General features: G+C 44.9%; 15 protein-coding genes. 7 read left to right on the top strand and 8 right to left on the bottom strand.

The features are described 5' to 3' along the window. The first annotated feature begins 74 nt into the window (after positions 1 to 74). Positions 75 to 983 carry a LysR family transcriptional regulator gene (locus tag MN199_RS01160; RefSeq protein ID WP_335738152.1) on the top strand — a complete coding sequence of 303 codons (909 nt, stop codon included), beginning with the start codon at positions 75 to 77 and terminating at the stop codon, positions 981 to 983. Here MN199_RS01160 and MN199_RS01165 read toward each other — a convergent pair. The 3 genes from MN199_RS01165 to MN199_RS01175 form a co-directional block, all read right to left on the bottom strand. Further along, complete coding sequence (locus tag MN199_RS01165; protein ID WP_335738153.1) at positions 944 to 2,890, bottom strand: acyltransferase family protein; 1,947 nt, start codon at positions 2,888 to 2,890, stop codon at positions 944 to 946. The genes MN199_RS01160 and MN199_RS01165 overlap by 40 nt on opposite strands. Before the next feature lie 133 nt (positions 2,891 to 3,023). Next, a complete protein-coding gene (gene gorA / locus MN199_RS01170) occupies positions 3,024 to 4,379 on the bottom strand; it encodes a glutathione-disulfide reductase (RefSeq protein ID WP_335738154.1) in 1,356 nt (451 codons plus the stop codon). Positions 4,380 to 4,478: 99 nt separating this feature from the next. Further along, a complete protein-coding gene (locus tag MN199_RS01175; RefSeq protein WP_335738155.1) occupies positions 4,479 to 5,054 on the bottom strand; it encodes a hypothetical protein in 576 nt (191 codons plus the stop codon). A gap of 144 nt (positions 5,055 to 5,198) precedes the next feature. Between MN199_RS01175 and prlC the strand changes: the two genes are divergently transcribed. From prlC to MN199_RS01200, 5 genes are all read left to right on the top strand, one after another. Continuing rightward, positions 5,199 to 7,247: an oligopeptidase A gene (prlC, locus tag MN199_RS01180; RefSeq protein ID WP_335738156.1), complete on the top strand. Its 2,049-nt coding sequence runs from the start codon at positions 5,199 to 5,201 to the stop codon at positions 7,245 to 7,247. Between the two features lie 73 nt (positions 7,248 to 7,320). After that, positions 7,321 to 7,818, top strand: coding sequence for a hypothetical protein (locus MN199_RS01185; RefSeq protein WP_335738157.1), 498 nt, complete (start codon positions 7,321 to 7,323; stop codon positions 7,816 to 7,818). A 75-nt stretch (positions 7,819 to 7,893) separates the two neighbouring features. Further along, positions 7,894 to 8,595 (top strand): DNA-3-methyladenine glycosylase I, encoded by a 702-nt coding sequence (locus tag MN199_RS01190; RefSeq protein WP_335738158.1) that lies wholly within the window; start codon positions 7,894 to 7,896, stop codon positions 8,593 to 8,595. 34 nt (positions 8,596 to 8,629) lie between these two features. Continuing rightward, positions 8,630 to 9,379, top strand: a complete 750-nt coding sequence (locus tag MN199_RS01195; RefSeq protein ID WP_335738159.1) for a class I SAM-dependent methyltransferase — start codon at positions 8,630 to 8,632, stop codon at positions 9,377 to 9,379. A gap of 42 nt (positions 9,380 to 9,421) precedes the next feature. Further along, positions 9,422 to 9,895 (top strand): peroxiredoxin, encoded by a 474-nt coding sequence (locus MN199_RS01200; protein ID WP_335738160.1) that lies wholly within the window; start codon positions 9,422 to 9,424, stop codon positions 9,893 to 9,895. A 22-nt stretch (positions 9,896 to 9,917) separates the two neighbouring features. Here the strand turns inward: MN199_RS01200 and gmhB are convergent, their stop codons facing one another. The 5 genes from gmhB to MN199_RS01225 form a co-directional block, all read right to left on the bottom strand. Beyond that, positions 9,918 to 10,466 carry a D-glycero-beta-D-manno-heptose 1,7-bisphosphate 7-phosphatase gene (gmhB, locus tag MN199_RS01205; protein ID WP_335738161.1) on the bottom strand — a complete coding sequence of 183 codons (549 nt, stop codon included), beginning with the start codon at positions 10,464 to 10,466 and terminating at the stop codon, positions 9,918 to 9,920. Positions 10,467 to 10,479: 13 nt separating this feature from the next. Further along, entirely contained in the window at positions 10,480 to 11,532 is a 1,053-nt protein-coding gene (locus MN199_RS01210) for a glycosyltransferase family 9 protein (protein ID WP_335738162.1), read from the bottom strand. Position 11,533: 1 nt separating this feature from the next. Next, complete coding sequence (gene hldE, locus MN199_RS01215) at positions 11,534 to 12,994, bottom strand: bifunctional D-glycero-beta-D-manno-heptose-7-phosphate kinase/D-glycero-beta-D-manno-heptose 1-phosphate adenylyltransferase HldE (protein ID WP_335738163.1); 1,461 nt, start codon at positions 12,992 to 12,994, stop codon at positions 11,534 to 11,536. Beyond that, positions 12,994 to 13,575, bottom strand: a complete 582-nt coding sequence (locus tag MN199_RS01220) for a D-sedoheptulose-7-phosphate isomerase (RefSeq protein WP_132581535.1) — start codon at positions 13,573 to 13,575, stop codon at positions 12,994 to 12,996. The genes hldE and MN199_RS01220 overlap by 1 nt, the downstream gene beginning before the upstream one ends. A 112-nt stretch (positions 13,576 to 13,687) precedes the next feature. Continuing rightward, complete coding sequence (locus MN199_RS01225) at positions 13,688 to 14,665, bottom strand: hypothetical protein (RefSeq protein ID WP_335738164.1); 978 nt, start codon at positions 14,663 to 14,665, stop codon at positions 13,688 to 13,690. A 152-nt stretch (positions 14,666 to 14,817) separates the two neighbouring features. Here MN199_RS01225 and waaA point away from each other — a divergent pair, with 152 nt between their 5' ends. Further along, complete coding sequence (gene waaA / locus MN199_RS01230; protein WP_243695543.1) at positions 14,818 to 16,833, top strand: lipid IV(A) 3-deoxy-D-manno-octulosonic acid transferase; 2,016 nt, start codon at positions 14,818 to 14,820, stop codon at positions 16,831 to 16,833. The last annotated feature ends 49 nt before the right edge of the window (positions 16,834 to 16,882 follow it).

The following is a 16,882-nucleotide window of genomic DNA, read 5'->3' on the forward strand; positions in this document are numbered from 1 at the left end:
ATATGTATGACTTGAAATGGTATGTTTTCATAGATAAATGAATATGGCTCATCAGTGGCAGGCGCGAGAACAACATGATTGAAAAAATTCACTTAAGTGTACTGCGCGAAATATCTCGCAATGGTTCATTAACGGCAGCGGCGAATAGATTGCACCTAACGCAGTCGGCGCTTAGCCATACCATAAAAAAACTAGAACGGCAGATTAATGTGAGCCTATGGCTGAAAGATGGCCGCAGTATTAGGCTAACTGAAGCAGGGCAATATTTGTTAGAGCAGGCCAATAGATTATTACCGCAGTTTGAGCGGATGGACGATACATTAAAACAGTTTGCTAACCATGAAACCGGCAGTTTACGTATTGGCATGGAATGCCACCCCTGTTATCAGTGGTTGTTAAAGGTTGTGCAGCCATTTTTAGCCCAATCGCCAGGGGTAGATATTGATGTAAAACAGAAATTTCAGTTTGGTGGTATGGCGGCACTGTTTAATTACGAGATTGATTTACTGATCACACCTGATCCAATAAATAAAGATAGTATTGTGTTTGAGCCGGTGTTTCCGTATGAGCAGGTATTAGTGGTTAGCGTAGACAACAAGCTCGCTGCACTAAAACAACAGCAACACATTACGCCGCAACAGCTTTGTGATCAAACCCTGCTAACTTATCCGGTTGAAACCGCGCGCCTAGATATTTTTCAGCAGTTTTTATTACCAGCGGAATGTATGCCAAAACAGCACAAAACGCTGGAGTCTACCGATATTATTTTACAGATGGTGGCCGCGAACCGTGGTGTAGCAAGCTTACCTAAATGGCTAGCGTTGGACTATGCGAAAACACTGCCGCTACATATTATTCGCTTAGGTCGTAGCGGTATTTATAAGCATATTTATATCGGTTATCGCAAACAGGAGCGAAGTAACCGGCATATTCAAACCTTTATTCAGTTAGCAAAGCGAAGTAATTCATTGGGTAGCCTTTGACTAAAACGCACTTTGCCAAGCTGAGAAAAGTGATCGCCATCATCCCAAAATTTTTCCTGGCATGACAGTAAATCTCGCGAGAAATCAAATTGCATTAAGGCATTTTGGGAAATAAAGCGTAGCTTTTTATCGGCTGGCAGATGGCGGCTAATATACTGATCTAGTTCATCAAACGGTTGTTGTTGGCCGTCTCGTAACGTGAAAGCGTAGTTACACCCCCGTTGTAGAATTTGCCGCGTGCTGATATGCGGTTCAAGTCGACTACCAAACCAGGTAACAGGGGTAAAGTTACTAAGCTCAGTAAGATACTGCATCACCTTATTTACGTTATCGGTGTTAACACTAATGCCCGTAACCGGTTCTGACAAGGCTAAACGGCTAAACATTGCTCTACTGCCATTATTGCCTTGTTTATCGCGCAGTAAGTAAAAACCACCCTGTTCAAAAATAATGTGTTTGAATAAGGGTTGCTCAGTAATTAAGCGCTTTACATCGTTATATTGGCAGTTTGGGTCGTACTTATGTGGGCGGCAACCAACACTGGTAATACCAACAATAAAAGCATCATTAAACTTTGTCGTTACAGTGCTAAATAGGTCAATGGCATGGCTATCGCCAAGAATAAGTATGCCTTTACCATACTGGTTAAAGCACTGTTTAAGCTTAGCGCGATACGGGGCGGTGAGTTTATCAATATTAAAACGGCAGGCCGTTAACTGTTGTAAGCCGTCTTCTTCTGACGCTTGTTGCTTTTGTGCCGCCACATTTTGGCTGATAACCTGATAGGTCTGTTTAATAATATCGCTTTGCCGTTGTAGCCAATAGTTTTTCCCATTAGTAACAAAAACTACCGCACCTAATAGTGCAACTGAAACCGCAAAGTACAGCGGTACTGCCTTGTAGAGGTCAAAAACCCGGACTAATTTTTTAAAGCGAAACGATTCAATATATTGATAACTAAGCCAACCAAAAATAAAGGATAACGGCACGCCAATAGCGAACCAGTAATGCGGCAAAAACAAATATCCCAGCACCACTAACGGCCAATGCCAGAGATAAATAGAATAAGAACTAGAGCCAATTTTTTGCAATACGATATTGTTAGTTACAACGCTGTTTTCGCGCTGGGCCTGAATAACGAGAAATGTACCAACAACAGGAGCTAAGGCTAAGTAACCCGGCCAAGGGTTGTGTTCTGAAAATAGTAGGTAGCTGCTCAATATCAGTAATAAGCCTAGCCATTCTACCGGCAATTTATGTTGAGCTTTAAGTGTAAATGGATATAGAAACGCGACGCCACCAATTAGCATTTCCCAAGCGCGGGCGGGGAATAAGAAATAGGCAGCTTCAGGCCATAAACGCGTGGTAATAATGCTATAAGCTAAACCAAGTAAGGTAGCGGCGATAACTAAACGTTTCAGTATTTTTAGTGAAAAAACGTAGGCCAATAGGCTAAGCACTAACGGATAAATAAGATAAAACTGCCATTCAACCGATAATGACCAAGTATGCAATAACCATTTTTCTTTTGATGCGGAAGCAAAGTAACCAGATTCTAGCCAGTAAGTGATATTTGAAATAAAGCCAATACTGCTGGCAACGTGCTTGCCTAAAGTACGAAACTCAATCGGCGTCAAATAAAGATAACCCAATAGCAGTAATACACTGCATAACGCCGCTAGCGCTGGGATAATTCGGTTTGCGCGAGCAACATAGAAGCCAATTAACGAGAATTTTTGTTGCTGCAAGCCATTAAAGATAATGGCTGTCATTAAATAACCAGAAATAACAAAAAATACATCAACACCAGCAAAGCCACCGGGTAGCCAAGTTGGCTGAAAATGAAAAAGTAGCACAGCAATAACCGCTATGGCTCTTAATCCGTTGATGTCGCTACGAAAGTGCAAAATAGGCTAATTTTAAGTTATGGGTTTGTTGCATTTTAAAGCAATGCATCGACAGATCAAGGTTTGTCTGGTTTTTACACAAAAAAATAGCTCAGGTTGCGTTAACCTGAGCTAAGTCTACAGAGATGATAATTTAACGTAAGGTAACAAACTCTTCGGCACTGGTAGGATGTAACGCTACCGTGGCATCAAAATCGGCTTTGGTTGCACCCATTTTAATGGCTACAGCGAAGCCTTGTAGTACTTCGTCCATGCCTTCGCCAATACCATGTAAACCTACTACTTTTTCGTCGCTACCGGCACAAACCAATTTAAACCGACTTAGCGCACGGTGTGGCGTAATGGCGTTATACATGGCGGCAAAGTTTGAACGATAAACTTTTATATTTTCACTGCCGTATTGTTGCTTGGCTTCATCTTCGGTTAGGCCAATAGTGCCAATGGGTGGGTGGCTAAATACTATGGTTGGTATTAAGCGATAATCCATATGTGCATCGCTCATATCTTTATTAAATAGTCGCTCAGCTAACATGCGGCCTGCTTTTACTGCTACCGGTGTCAGCTGAGCTTCGCCGGTAATATCGCCTACCGCGTAGATGCCTTTAACATTAGTATTTTGGTATTTATCGGTGCGAATAAAACCGTGTTTATCAACAGTGACACCGGCTGCAGCTAAGTTTAGTTGGTCGGTTGCAGGTTCGCGGCCAATGGCCCAAATTAAACAATCAACGTTGGTAAATACAGTGCCGTTGTCGCAGTGTACAGTTAAATTCGCATCACTAACTTTTTCAACTTTAGTAACGTTAATATGTGTATGTAGGCTGAGTTTATCTTGTGTCATGCGCTCAAGTAGCATGTCGCTAATATCGTGATCAAAATGGCGCAGTGGTCTGTCTTTGCGCACTAACAAATGCGTATCTGTGCCTAGTGCGTGCAGTACGCCGGCAATTTCAACCGCGATATAACCTGCGCCAATAATTAAGGCTTTTTTCGGCTGCGCGGTTAGGGCAAAAAAACCGTCGGAATCTATGCCATGTTCTGCGCCTGGAATGGCCGGAATAGACGGTCGGCCGCCAACGGCAATAGTAATATGATCCGCCGTGATCTGCTCGCCATTAACTTCAACCGTGTTGGCATTGATAAAGCGGGCAAAGCCTTGAATATAGCTAACACCGTTGCTGTCAAAGCCGCGTTGGTAACTACCATGAATGCGTTGAATATAAGCTTCACGGTTTTGCACTAAGGTAGCCCAAGTGAAATTGTTTTGCGTGACGTCAAAGCCGTAGGCTGCGCTGTATTTTAATGCTTCAGCAATATGCGCGCCGTACCACATCACTTTTTTTGGTACGCAACCCACATTAACGCAAGTGCCGCCGACAACTTTAGCTTCTATTACCGCTGCTGTTGCCCCACGCATTGCGGCGCGGTTGGCGCTGGCAATACCGCCGCTGCCGGCACCTATAGTAAGAAAATTAAAATGACGCGTCATAACACTGTTCCGTGATCACTAAGTATCAACAGTTTATATGGGGTCAAACGAGATTTTACAAGCCCAGCACTAAATAGTGCTGGGTGTAGAGGCTTAAAACTAGAGTTTTTTCAGATCTATGGCATTGGCCAATTCTAATAGGGTGCTTTGCGCGGCTTTATCACCACTTAGCGTAACCATGGCACCGCTTGGCGTTACAAACTGAATTTCCACGCTATCGCCATCAATTTTTTGTACCGCTTGAATACCTTGAATTTTTGTTAGTTTACCACCCGACATAGCAATCATTGATGGGTTGCTTAGCATCATTGAAAAAGCTTGCAGCATAGGTGAATCCATCATCAGTTGAATTTCTATGCGACTGTTGTCGTTGTAGTAGGCTCTTGATGCGTTAATACCGCCGCCAAACATCGCCGCACCGGCCACGTCGCTGCTGGCTTCGTCAGCCTTCCAGCCAGACGGCGGCGCAGGAAAAACCTTTTTTACTTGCTCACCTTTTTCTTGGCGGATTAGCGTGCTGGCATAATCAAGCTGCGCAATAGCTTGCGATAACTCACCGGCTTTATAATGCTTAGTTGCTGTGGCTATAGCATCATCAATATCATCTGCACTTGCGGGCATACTTAACAGTGCCGTTAAGCCGCTAATAAGCAGTGTTTTATGTAATGTTTTCATGTGAATCTATTCCCTTGATTAACAAACTGTGCACATTATAGTCATGCAAAAGCTATCCTGCCAACAGCTATATATTGTGTTGATAATTTGGCTTAGTGCCCCAACATTAAGCGTAATCAGTTACATTTTTATTAAAGGTTTATTATGACTGCTTCTGACAACGTGTTGCTATCTTTTACCGGCTTACCGCCTTTTTCGCATATTACGCCTCAGTTAGTTAAGCCCGCAGTCGAGCAGGCTATTGCCCAGTCTAGAGCGGCAGTAGAGCAGGTTGTGGCTGCCTCAGAGGTAAGCTGGCAAAGTTTGGTTGAGCAGCTTGAGCATGATAGCGAACGTTTAAGTAAGCTGTGGTCGCCAGTGTCGCACCTTAACTCGGTATTAAATAGTAGCGAGCTGCGTGAAGCCTATGAAAGTTGCTTGCCGTTGTTATCTGATTACAGCACTTGGTTGGGGCAGCACGAAGGTTTATATCAAAAATATCAGCAGCTAGCACAAAGTGCTGACTATGCTAATTTAACCCCCGCGCAACAAAAGGTTATTCAAAATGCTCTGCGTGATTTTAAACTGTCAGGTATTGGTTTATCGGCAGATAAAAAGCAGCGTTATGGTGAAATTCAAAGCCGGCTTTCTGATATAGGCTCGCAATTTTCTAATAATACCTTAGACGCAACCCAAGCTTGGTTTAAGCAGGTAACCGATGAAACCGAACTTGCTGGCATACCTGATGATGCCAAATTAGCTGCGGCAGAAGAGGCAACTAACCGAGAACTTAGCGGTTGGGTGTTTACCCTTGAGTTCCCCAGTTATATTGCCGTAATGAGCTATGCTGATAATCGTCAGCTACGTGAAGAGCTCTATAGTGCCTATTGCACCCGCGCCTCTGATCAAGGCCCGACGGCAGGGCAGTTTGATAACACGGCTATTATTGAAGAAACCTTAGCATTAAAGCATGAGTTAGCGCAGCTGCTTGATTTTAATAATGCAGCTGAAGAATCTTTAGCCACCAAAATGGCACAAAGCCCCGACCAAGTTTTAGCATTTTTACATGATTTAGCCACGCGAGCTAAACCTCAAGCTGAGCAAGATTTAGCAGATTTAGCCGCGTTTGCAAAAGAGGAATTTGGCATCAGTCAACTTGCGGCGTGGGATATTACTTATTACGCCGAGAAGTTAAAACAGGCCCGCTACGCGATTTCTGATGAACTGTTACGGCCGTATTTTCCAGAACATAAAGTGGTTGCTGGTTTATTTACGGTATTAAATAAACTGTTTGGTGTTACGGTAAAACTGCGCACGGGTGTTGATGTATGGCATAGCGACGTTAAGTTTTACGATATTTTTGATGGTAATAATGAGCTGCGCGGTAGTTTTTATTTAGACCTCTATGCTCGACCGCACAAGCGTGGCGGTGCGTGGATGGATGACTGCCAAGGGCGCAGAGTTCTACCCGATGGCTCGGTACAAGCGCCTATCGCTTATTTAACGTGTAACTTTAATAAGCCAATAGGTGGCAAACCAGCGTTGTTTACCCATGACGAAGTAGTGACATTATTTCATGAGTTTGGCCACGGTATTCACCATATGCTAACTAAGGTAGATGCAGCCGCTGTTGCCGGTATTAATGGTGTGGCGTGGGATGCGGTGGAACTACCTAGCCAGTTTTTAGAAAACTGGTGTTGGCAAAGCGAAGCGCTAGCGATTATTTCCGGTCATTATGAAACGGGTGAGCCCTTACCCCAAGATTTGTTAGATAAAATGTTAGCGGCCAAGAACTTTCATTCAGGCCTGTTTTTAGTGCGTCAGTTAGAATTTGCCTTATTTGATTTTAGGCTACACGCCGAGTACGACCCAGAGCAGGGCGGCAGGGTACAGCAAATGCTAGACGAAGTACGTGCCGAGGTGTCGGTTATAGTGCCGCCACGTTTTAACCGCTTTCAGCATGGCTTTAGCCATATTTTTGCCGGCGGTTATGCTGCAGGTTATTACAGTTATCTGTGGGCCGAAGTGTTATCAGCCGATGCGTTTAGCCGGTTTGAAGAAGAAGGTATTTTTAATGCTAATACTGGCTATGATTTTTTAACCTGGATTTTAGAGCGTGGCGGTAGCGCTGAACCTATGGAACTGTTTAAAGGTTTTCGTGGCCGTGAACCGAGCAATGCTGCACTGCTGCGGCATATGGGTTTAACTTGCTAGGTTTAATTAATGATTCATTGCCAATTCACACCGGCTCTGCCAAGCTAAATGTCAGACCGTGGAGGATAATAGAATGCGCACTAAGTTATTAATACTTATCATAACAACCTTAACATTGACCGCCTGTCAGCAGGGTCAAGCTGGCAGTGATAGCTCAGTAGAGCGTTTACCACCTAACCCGGTAGTAGAGCCAATTGACCCAGCGACAAACCCGATTGGTGCGGTTAAAGCGAGGAAGCAACAAATGGCAGAGCAAATAAACTTACCTGCAATGCGTGCAGAAGTGATGGCCATGATAGGTGAAGCAAAAGCCGATGATGTGCAGCAGTGTCGTGTTGTTGGTTTTGGCAGCAAACCCTGCGGTGGGCCAGATAGCTATATTGCTATATCCACTAAAGACGGCAACGAAAACAGCATAATGGCTTTGATTAGCCAATATAACGCTGCGGTAAAATCAGAAAATGATCGCCGAGGCTTAATGTCAGACTGTGCTGTGGTGCCTAAACCTGCGGTAACGTTAGAAAACGGGGTGTGCGTGTTAACCTCGGCAACTGACCGCGCAACATTCTAAAGCACCTAAGGTGCAACCCGCATTTAAGGTAGTGGTTAAGGCCGCTACCTGCATTAGCTTTTAAAGATGAATAACATGCAAACAGTAGAACCTTTTACACGTATATATCAGCGCGCTTGTGAGCGTAAAGGTGGCGCTCTGGCGTTAGAGGCGTTACTTAGTAACTGCGCGAGTGCCGAAGATATTGCCGTAATACCTGATAATCTTTTGTTGGGTGAATTGACAAAAAAAGTATTTCAATCAGGCTTTGTCTGGCGAGTAGTACGGCAAAAGTGGCCTGGTTTTTGTGACGTGTTTTTTGATTTTAATATCGAAAAAATACTGTTAATGAGCGATGAAATGCTGGAAGAAAAAGCGCGTGATGTGCGTATTATTCGTAATGCTAATAAAGTATTTACGGTTCGCCATAACGCTTTGATGATTCACGATCTTGCCTTAGAGCACGGTAGCTTTGCCCGTTTTATTGCCAACTGGCCAACGGAAAACATTATTGGCTTGTGGGCATATTTAAAACAGCATGGTGCACGTTTAGGCGGTAATACTGGGCCTTATGCGCTAAGGGCCATAGGTAAAGACACCTTTATTTTAAGTAGCGATGTTGAAGCCTATTTGCGCGCAACCAAGGTGTTTGACGGCGGTATTAATAGTAAGCGTAGTTTGGCACAAATTCAGCAGCAATTTAACGTGTGGCAGCAACAGTCAAACCGTAGCTTGCAGCAGATTAGCCAAATTATTGCCTTTAGTGTTGGCGATAACTATGTCGGCATGTTGCAGTAAAATAATAATCTGACACAGTTTTTTAAGTGAAAATATGCACAGTACTTATTATGTTAGTAACACTGAACTGCCGGCTGAGCTTGCTATTCAGTTACAGCGATTTGGCTTGCAGCCAATAGCCACGCCTACTGGCTGGTATCTCGCTTGGCAAGATAACGCGCTAGTGCTGTTACATACTGATTTACCTAAGCAAGGCGCTATCTTAGTTGATTTTGCCAGCGGTGCTGCTAGTTATCGACGTATGCACGGCGGTGGTAAAGATGAAGCTATTGCTAAAGCCTGCGGTTTAAATAAAAAACGCAATTTAACCGTGCTGGATGCTACTGCTGGCTTGGGTAGAGATGCCTTTGTATTAGCCAGTTTGGGTGCGAGCGTCACTTTAGTTGAACGCAATCCCGCTATTGTTGCCTTACTGTTTGATGGTTTGCGCCGTGGTGCAGAAATAGCTGAGCTAAATTGGTTGCCTGAGCGTATGAAACTACTGCATAGCTCAGCGCTTGACGCATTACAGCAACATAGCTCGGTCGATGTAGTCTATTTAGATCCGATGTTTCCGCCGCGAGATAAAACGGCGTTAGTGAAGAAAGAAATGCGGGCGTTTCATGATGTTGTCGGCAGTGACACCGATGCCGATGCGCTATTAATACCAGCGCTTAAGCTGGCACAAAAGCGGGTGGTAGTAAAGCGACCTGGCTATGCCGATTTTCTTGCCGGCCAGGCACCTAGCATGTCGGTGCTCGGAAAGAATAACCGGTTTGATGTGTATATCAATGCCGCAATTTAACCCGTAATTACTTACAGCAATTAACTTAACAGGGAAATAATAATGATTAAGATAGGCGATAAGTTACCAGAAGTGAGTTTTTCACAGCTGACCAAAGAAGGGGTAATGAACCCTACTACTAGTCAAATTTTTGCTAATAAAAAAGTGGTATTGTTTGCTGTGCCAGGTGCATTTACACCAACCTGCTCGGCGGCGCACTTACCGGGCTACATTACGCTGGCTGATCAAATTAAAGCTAAAGGCGTGGATAGCATAGTCTGTACTGCAGTGAACGATGCCTTTGTGATGAGTGCCTGGGCAAAAAGCCAGAATGCTGAAGAGATAGTGTTTTTAGCCGACGGTGGCGCAGCATTTCATAAGGCCATAGGTCTAACTATGGATACCGCCGACTTTGGTGGTGTGCGCTCACAGCGTTACGCCATGATCGTCGATAACGGTGTAGTAACACTGTTAAATGTAGAACCGCCTAAAACCTTTGAAGTAAGCAAAGCCGAAGTGGTATTAGCCGCACTGTAAACACTAGGCCTGGCTGCGACAACTAGAGCGCAGTCAGTGCCGTTTTTATTGACGGCCATACCTCATCAGCACTGGCTTTATCGGCCGCAGTGAGTGTTTGCCCCGATAACACTAACACCTTACGCGCAATACCTGCGGCTTTAGCGGCCTGCATATCCGCTTTTTTATCGCCAAGCATTAAGCTTTGTGTTGGGTCTATCTGATATTTTTCTATTGCTTGTAATAACATGCCGGGTGCCGGTTTGCGGCAGTCACATTCGATTTGATAGGGCGGTTTCGCATTAACCGGGTGATGTGGGCAAAAATACACATCGGTTAATTTAACCTGATGCGCTTCAAATTGGGCTTTCATCCAAGCGGTAAGTTGCCAAAACTGTGCTTCATTATAATAGCCACGGCCAATGCCAGATTGGTTAGTCACCACAATTAGTAAATAGCCTTGTTGTTGCAAATGCTGGCAAGCGGCAAATACACCGTCAATAAACTCAAATTGTTCTGCTGAACTAACATAGCCATGATCAACGTTAATTACGCCGTCGCGATCTAAAAAAGCTGCTTTACGTAAGGTCATCTTTAGTTCGCCTTTATAACTGTTGCTCGGCGAGCACACGATCAAACATCGCAGTAACAGCTTCTACCGAAATTCGTTGCATAATAGTGCTGCCCTTGACGCGGGTGCCCCATTTTAATTGCGCGGCCGTTTTACCCTTTTGCTCAAGTAAGCACTGGTGGTAAACCTCAACCACATACTGACGAAATAAATACGGGCCGGTGCGGTCGGGGTTACTATGGCCATATAAACCGATAACGGGCGTGCCTACGGCTACGGCCATATGAGTTGGCCCAGTGTCAGGCGCTAGCACAACACTGGCATGCTTAAGTACGGCTAGTAACTGTTTTAACGTGGTTTTACCGGTTAGATCGGTAATAGTGCAGCTTGCTGAAGCTATAATAGCTTGGCTTAAATTGCGCTCTAGCTCGGTTGGCCCACCGCATAACATAACGGCAAAGCCCTTGCTCATGGCGTAATCGGCTAAGGCCGCGTAGCGCTCTGGCAACCAATTACGTTCGGCTTTGGATGCTGCAGGGCTAATAACAAGTACGCGGCTATTACCGGTGGCGGCAAGCTGCTGTTTGGCCCAAGCTTCGTCTTCGTCTGTTATAGGTAACTGCCAGGTTGGTGCTTGTTCTGGTACGCCAATAGCTTTGGCAAACTGGCGAAAACCATCTAGTACATGACTGCGTGGCGCGGCTCGTACACGATGGCGCATAAATAACGCGTGTAGCTCTTTAGCCGTATGCCAATCAAAACCAATTTTTTTACGCGCTTTAATAAATAGCGAAGCTAGGTTAGCGCGAAACGCTACCTGCATATGTAGCAGTACATCAAACTGGTCGTGTTGTAATTGTTGCCTTAGCTGGCCATAGGCGGCTTTACCCAGTTTTTTGTCAAATACCACTAAGCGCACACCCGATAAACCCTCGAGTAAACGTGCCTCTACCTTGCCAATAACCCAAGTAATTTGGGCTTGTGGGTGCTGGCGCTGAATGCTTTGCACTACAGACACGGCATTACAGACATCACCAATGGCCGATAAGCGTAAAATACAAATTGACTTAAGTTGCTGCACAGACAAATTAGCTATTTCCTTGTAGATCCTGAATTTTGCGGATCACCTTGCTCGTCGAGCGGCCATCAACAAAGGTAAGTACTTGTACTTCGCCACCATGCGCAATAACCACATCCGCACCAATGATAGTATCTAGGCTGTAATCACCACCTTTTACTAATACATCGGGCAAAATTTGGCTAATTAGCTGCAGTGGAGTGTCGTTTTCGCTGGCATCATCGCCAAAGGGCACAACCCAATCAACACTGGCTAAACTGGCTAATACCGTTGTCCGGTCTTCTAGTGTATTAATTGGCCGTTGTTCGCCTTTTAAACGTCGCACTGAGGCATCTGAATTTAAGCCTACCACTAAGCGATCGCCTAAGGCTTTGGCTTGGGCTAGGTAGCGCACATGGCCGGCATGTAAAATATCGAAACAGCCATTAGTAAAGACGATGCGCTCGTTATTTTGCTGGGCAAATTGAATATGCTGTAGCACTTTATCAAATGGGGTTTGGTAGAAATCGCCCTGGCGGAATAAGTCTTTATTTAGCTTTATCGCCAGCTCTTTGGGTGACACCGTAGCCGCGCCTACTTTACCTACAACTATACCCGCGGCTAAGTTAGCTAACTGGGTAGCATCACTAAGCGATAAACCAGCACTTAACATTACCGCTAAGGTGGCAATAACGGTATCACCGGCACCAGTAACGTCACTGACTTCTATCACTTGAGCTGGAAAATGATGATGCTCGTTGGCGGTAATTAAACTCATACCTTGTTCGCTACGGGTTAATAAAATAGCCTTAACTTGCGCCTGTTGTATCAGCATGCGCGCCGAACTTAATATCAGCTCTAGAGAATCTGTTTTACCACCAGCGGCTTTAAACTCACCCAAATTAGGCGTAATAACATCAGCACCGGCATAAACCGATAAGTCGGCTTGTTTGGGGTCAACTAATACCGTTTTTCCAGCCATTTTAGCTAGTTGAATCATTTTGCCTATTTGTTGCAGCGAGCCTTTATTGTAATCGCTAAACACAATAACGTCGTAATTTTGATAGATGCCGGCAAAGCGCTCTGCCAGCAGTGTGGCATCAGCAAGGCTAAACATTTCTTCTTGGTCTAAGCGCACTATTTGTTGCTGGCGCGACACCACGCGCATTTTCGCAATGGTCGGTTTAGTGTTCTGGCTAAATAACTCAGAATGAATATGTTCACCCACTAATAACTGCTGCAACGATTCACCAGCACTGTCGTTGCCAATAATGCCCAGCAGGCCGGTTTTACCATCTAAGTGCGCGATATTACGTGCTACGTTGGCTGCGCCACCGGCTTTATCTTCAATTTTACTAATTTTTACTACAGGCACGGGTGCTTCAGGTGAAATGCGCTGTGAGTCGCCGTTGAAATAGCGGTCAAGCATAACATCGCCAACCACCAATACTGATGCCGATGACAGGTTTTGTAACAGGCTTAAATCAATCATTAATGGCTACCTGTGATGGCAAAGTCGAGTGCTTCACACAGCCAATGGCCAATAAACATATGCACTTCTTGAATACGCGCAGTTTCGTCGTTGTTAACGATAATAGCCAGTTTAGCAATGTCTTTTACTAAACCGCCATCTCGACCGGTTAGAGCCACAGTATAAGCGCCAAGCTCGTTAGCGGCTTGTAAGGCCAAATTAATATTGGGGCTTTTGCCTGATGTGGTTAAACCAATAACCACATCTTCGGCGCGCACTAAACCTTTAACTTGGCGCTCAAACACGCTGTCAAAATGGTAGTCGTTAGCATGAGCAGTTAAAATGGAGGTGTCGGTGGTTAAGGCAATAGAGGCCAGTGGGCCGCGCTCGGCTTTATAACGCACCATAAATTCTGCGGCTAAATGCTGGCTATCGGCGGCGCTGCCACCGTTACCCATCCACACCACTTTGCCACCTTGGGCTAGGCCATGTTGCACCGCATTAAACAATTGCATCGCATCGTCATGGTAGGCTTCTACAGTGGCAAAAGCGTCACGGTGGCGCTGTAAACTATCTAAGAAACTTTGCTTTAAATTTGACATATTAGGGCCCTGCGTTGCGGCATCAGTAAACGTATTTTAACGGATCTTTACTGTTGCAGAAGTACTTTTTACAGCTTATCCCAAAAGCTAGTGTAACGGGAGAGTTCGCTGATTATGACTGTGACGGTTCAAAAATTGCTTTAAAATAATCGAGTACATAGGTTAAGCCCGGAATAATATTGAGCTTTTGTTGTAACGGCTGCGCCAGTGCTAGTTTAGCTTGATTCGCTATTTCTGCTTGTGCTAATGCGCTGGTATAGATCAATCCTTGCTCTAGGCATTTAGCAATACGCGTTGGCTGATCTTTTGCTACCGGAATTGCTACGATATTTTTCTGCAATGCAATGGCTTGTCCCATAATATCACCGCCACCACTAACAATAAGTTTAGCGTGCTGCACTAAGGTCATTAACTCGGCGTTGGGAATGCTTTTTACCAGTTGAATTTGCCCCGTTTCCGCCAACGTGCCTTGGTAGTTAGCGCCGGTTACTACTATATGTTGCAGTTGTGGTTGCTTAAGTAGTTTAGCCGCTTGGTAAAATACTTCAGTAGCTGGCACACCTTTGTAGGTGTGGCCACCCCCACCTGCGGCCCAAAGTACAAATTCTTTGCCAGTTAAATTGGCAAACTCTGCGGGTAGATTAGCAGCTGGCTGGCTAAATACTGGGCCAATAAACTGCGGTTGCTTTGCCTTGCATAGGGCTAATTTAAGTTTTTCTAGCCAAGTGAAATCGCCATCAACAAATTTAAACTGGGTGATCCAGTGCGCATCTAAATACGGCAAACGACTGAATGAAAAGCCACGCTTACGCTTTTTCTTATGTTGACTAATAAACACAACTTTACTACCACAGGTTTTGGCATGACGCACTTGTGATGCGCGGCCCGAGCAATCAAATACTGTAACATCGGGGCGTATTTGCGTTACCAGTTGATTAACCGCCGTAACTTCTTTAGTTGGGCTGTTGTTTAATAAGAAATATGGAAATGGGCAACTGGTAGCATAGGGCGCATCTTTACTTAAAATAAAGCTGATTTCTGCTGCAGGCCAATGCTGCTTTATGGCTTGGGCGATAATAAGTGAGCGCATGTATTCGCCCGTGCCTTGAGCGGAAGATACGGGTATAAACAGAATTTTCAATGCGTTGGCCATTATAAACAACAAGCGATTTGGGTGTGACAAGTTTAACAAATTGCAGTGTAACAAGCTATTCTGTGATAATAGCGGCGTCTTTTATTTTAATGTTCAAGGTACTGATGATAAACCGGCTGTTTTACTCTTTGATTTTATTGTTGTGCTGGCCGCTGGTTATTGCTTACTTGTTGTGGCGCTCAGTTAAAGATCCTGCGTATCGTCAGCGCTTTGCTGAGCGTTTTGCTGTTAAGTTGCCATCAAACCGGGCAAAAAACGGCATAGTGCTGCACGCGGTGTCGGTGGGGGAGTTTAATGCGGCAAAACCGATTATTAAACAATTGCTACAACAATACCCACAACTGCCTTTAACGTTAACCTGTACTACGCCTACTGCGTCTGCTGCTATTTTGCAGCTACAAGCTGAACAGCCAACAATTCAGCACTGTTATCTGCCGTTTGACTATCCGATCCTTGTGCGTCGTTGGCTTAAGTTTATGCAGCCACAACTGTTTATTATTTTAGAAACTGAGTTATGGCCCAATTTATTGGCCAATTGCAAAGCTTTTACGATACCTACTTTAGTGATTAATGCTCGGCTATCGGCGCGTTCAGCCAAGGGATATCGGCGTTTCAGCTGCTTTACTAAAGCCATGCTGGCGGACATTAGCCAAATTCTAGCCCAAGATCGTGCGAGTGCGCGCCGGTTTCAAGCTTTAGGTGCTAAGCAAGTACAGGTTGCGGGCAATATAAAATACGAATTATCGATCCCCGAAACCAGCATTGCGCTGGCGCAACGGATTAAACCTTTAATACAAGGGCGGCGAGTTTGGGTTGCTGGCAGCACGCATGCCGGCGAAGATGAAATATTACTACAAGCGTATCAACAATTAAAAATAGACCACCCAGAACTACTATTAGTGCTAGCGCCACGGCATCCAGAGCGATTTACGGCCGTTGCTGAGTTGTTGCAACAACAAAAAATAGCTTACGTACAACGCAGTAGCGGCCAAGCACCCAGTAGTGGCACTGAGGTATGGCTGATTGATAGTATGGGCGAGCTATTAACATGGTATCAGCTTGCAGATTTTGTGTTTATTGGCGGCAGTTTAATTGCACGGGGTGGCCATAACCCATTAGAAGCAATGGCGTTTGCTAAAACAGTGTTGTCTGGCCCCTATATATTTAATTTTCAACAGGTATTTCAACTACTACAAAAGCAAGATGCCTATTTTTCGGTATCAGATACCGCCTCCATTGTGTCGCGGGTGCAGCAGCTTATTACGCAGCCTGATCTGGCCGTACGCACTGGGCATAAAGCGTTTGCATTATACCAACAGCAACAAGGGGCCGTGGCGCAAGTTATGGCCAAGGTTGCGATATTATTACCTATGGCTGGTATTAAAACCTGGTGTCAGGGCGCGAATGTGGCGTGGTTTGACCCCGATTTTTACCCTGAATTTGAGCTAGCGTACTTTCAACCTGAATTTTGGCAACGTCGAGGTTTAGTAACGGGGCAGTCAACCGGGCGAAATACCGTGTGGTTTGTGCAGCAAGATAATAAACAGGCGGTATTGCGCCATTATTATCGCGGCGGTTTAGTCGGTAAAATAAATAAGGACACATTTTGGCCTAGCCCAGTGTTAAAGAGCCGCGCTATGGTTGAGTTTCGCTTATTGCAACAGATGCGCTTATGGCAGTTACCCGTGCCTCGCCCCTGTGCGGCGTTATACCAAGCAGATCGCTTTGGTTACCGTGCTGACATTTTGATTGAGCGCATTAGCTCATCAACAGAGCTTGCGCAGCTATTAGTAACACGAGCATTAAACAAAGCGGAATGGCATGACCTAGGGGTATTGATCGCGAGGTTTCATCAATATGGTGTGCACCATTCTGATCTTAATTGCCACAATATTTTATTAGATAACACAGGCCAGTTTTGGCTGATTGATTTTGATAAGTGCGAGATAAGACCGCAGGGCGGATGGTGTCAACAAAACCTAGCTCGCTTACAACGCTCTTTGTTAAAAGAACGTAGTTTACAGCCTGCATTTAACTGGGATATAGCACAATGGCGCTGGTTAGTTGCCGGTTATAATGCACAGTTTACAAATAAGGCCAATTAAACTCGGTAATTTTCTAATTTATTCACCCGACATTCACTTTTTATCTCTC

This window comes from Rheinheimera metallidurans (assembly GCF_036983985.1).
GTDB classification, from domain to species: domain Bacteria; phylum Pseudomonadota; class Gammaproteobacteria; order Enterobacterales; family Alteromonadaceae; genus Alishewanella; species Alishewanella metallidurans.

Bases quoted from the DNA above. Each gene is read 5' to 3' on its own strand.
- MN199_RS01160 (WP_335738152.1), top strand. From the start codon at position 75: ATGATTGAAAAAATTCACTTAAGTGTACTGCGCGAAATATCTCGCAAT.
- gorA (WP_335738154.1), bottom strand. From the start codon at position 4,379: ATGACGCGTCATTTTAATTTTCTTACTATAGGTGCCGGCAGCGGCGGT.
- MN199_RS01175 (WP_335738155.1), bottom strand. From the start codon at position 5,054: ATGAAAACATTACATAAAACACTGCTTATTAGCGGCTTAACGGCACTG.
- prlC (WP_335738156.1), top strand. From the start codon at position 5,199: ATGACTGCTTCTGACAACGTGTTGCTATCTTTTACCGGCTTACCGCCT.
- MN199_RS01185 (WP_335738157.1), top strand. From the start codon at position 7,321: ATGCGCACTAAGTTATTAATACTTATCATAACAACCTTAACATTGACC.
- MN199_RS01190 (WP_335738158.1), top strand. From the start codon at position 7,894: ATGCAAACAGTAGAACCTTTTACACGTATATATCAGCGCGCTTGTGAG.
- MN199_RS01195 (WP_335738159.1), top strand. From the start codon at position 8,630: ATGCACAGTACTTATTATGTTAGTAACACTGAACTGCCGGCTGAGCTT.
- MN199_RS01200 (WP_335738160.1), top strand. From the start codon at position 9,422: ATGATTAAGATAGGCGATAAGTTACCAGAAGTGAGTTTTTCACAGCTG.
- gmhB (WP_335738161.1), bottom strand. From the start codon at position 10,466: ATGACCTTACGTAAAGCAGCTTTTTTAGATCGCGACGGCGTAATTAAC.
- hldE (WP_335738163.1), bottom strand. From the start codon at position 12,994: ATGATTGATTTAAGCCTGTTACAAAACCTGTCATCGGCATCAGTATTG.
- MN199_RS01220 (WP_132581535.1), bottom strand. From the start codon at position 13,575: ATGTCAAATTTAAAGCAAAGTTTCTTAGATAGTTTACAGCGCCACCGT.
- MN199_RS01225 (WP_335738164.1), bottom strand. From the start codon at position 14,665: ATGCGCTCACTTATTATCGCCCAAGCCATAAAGCAGCATTGGCCTGCA.
- waaA (WP_243695543.1), top strand. From the start codon at position 14,818: ATGTTCAAGGTACTGATGATAAACCGGCTGTTTTACTCTTTGATTTTA.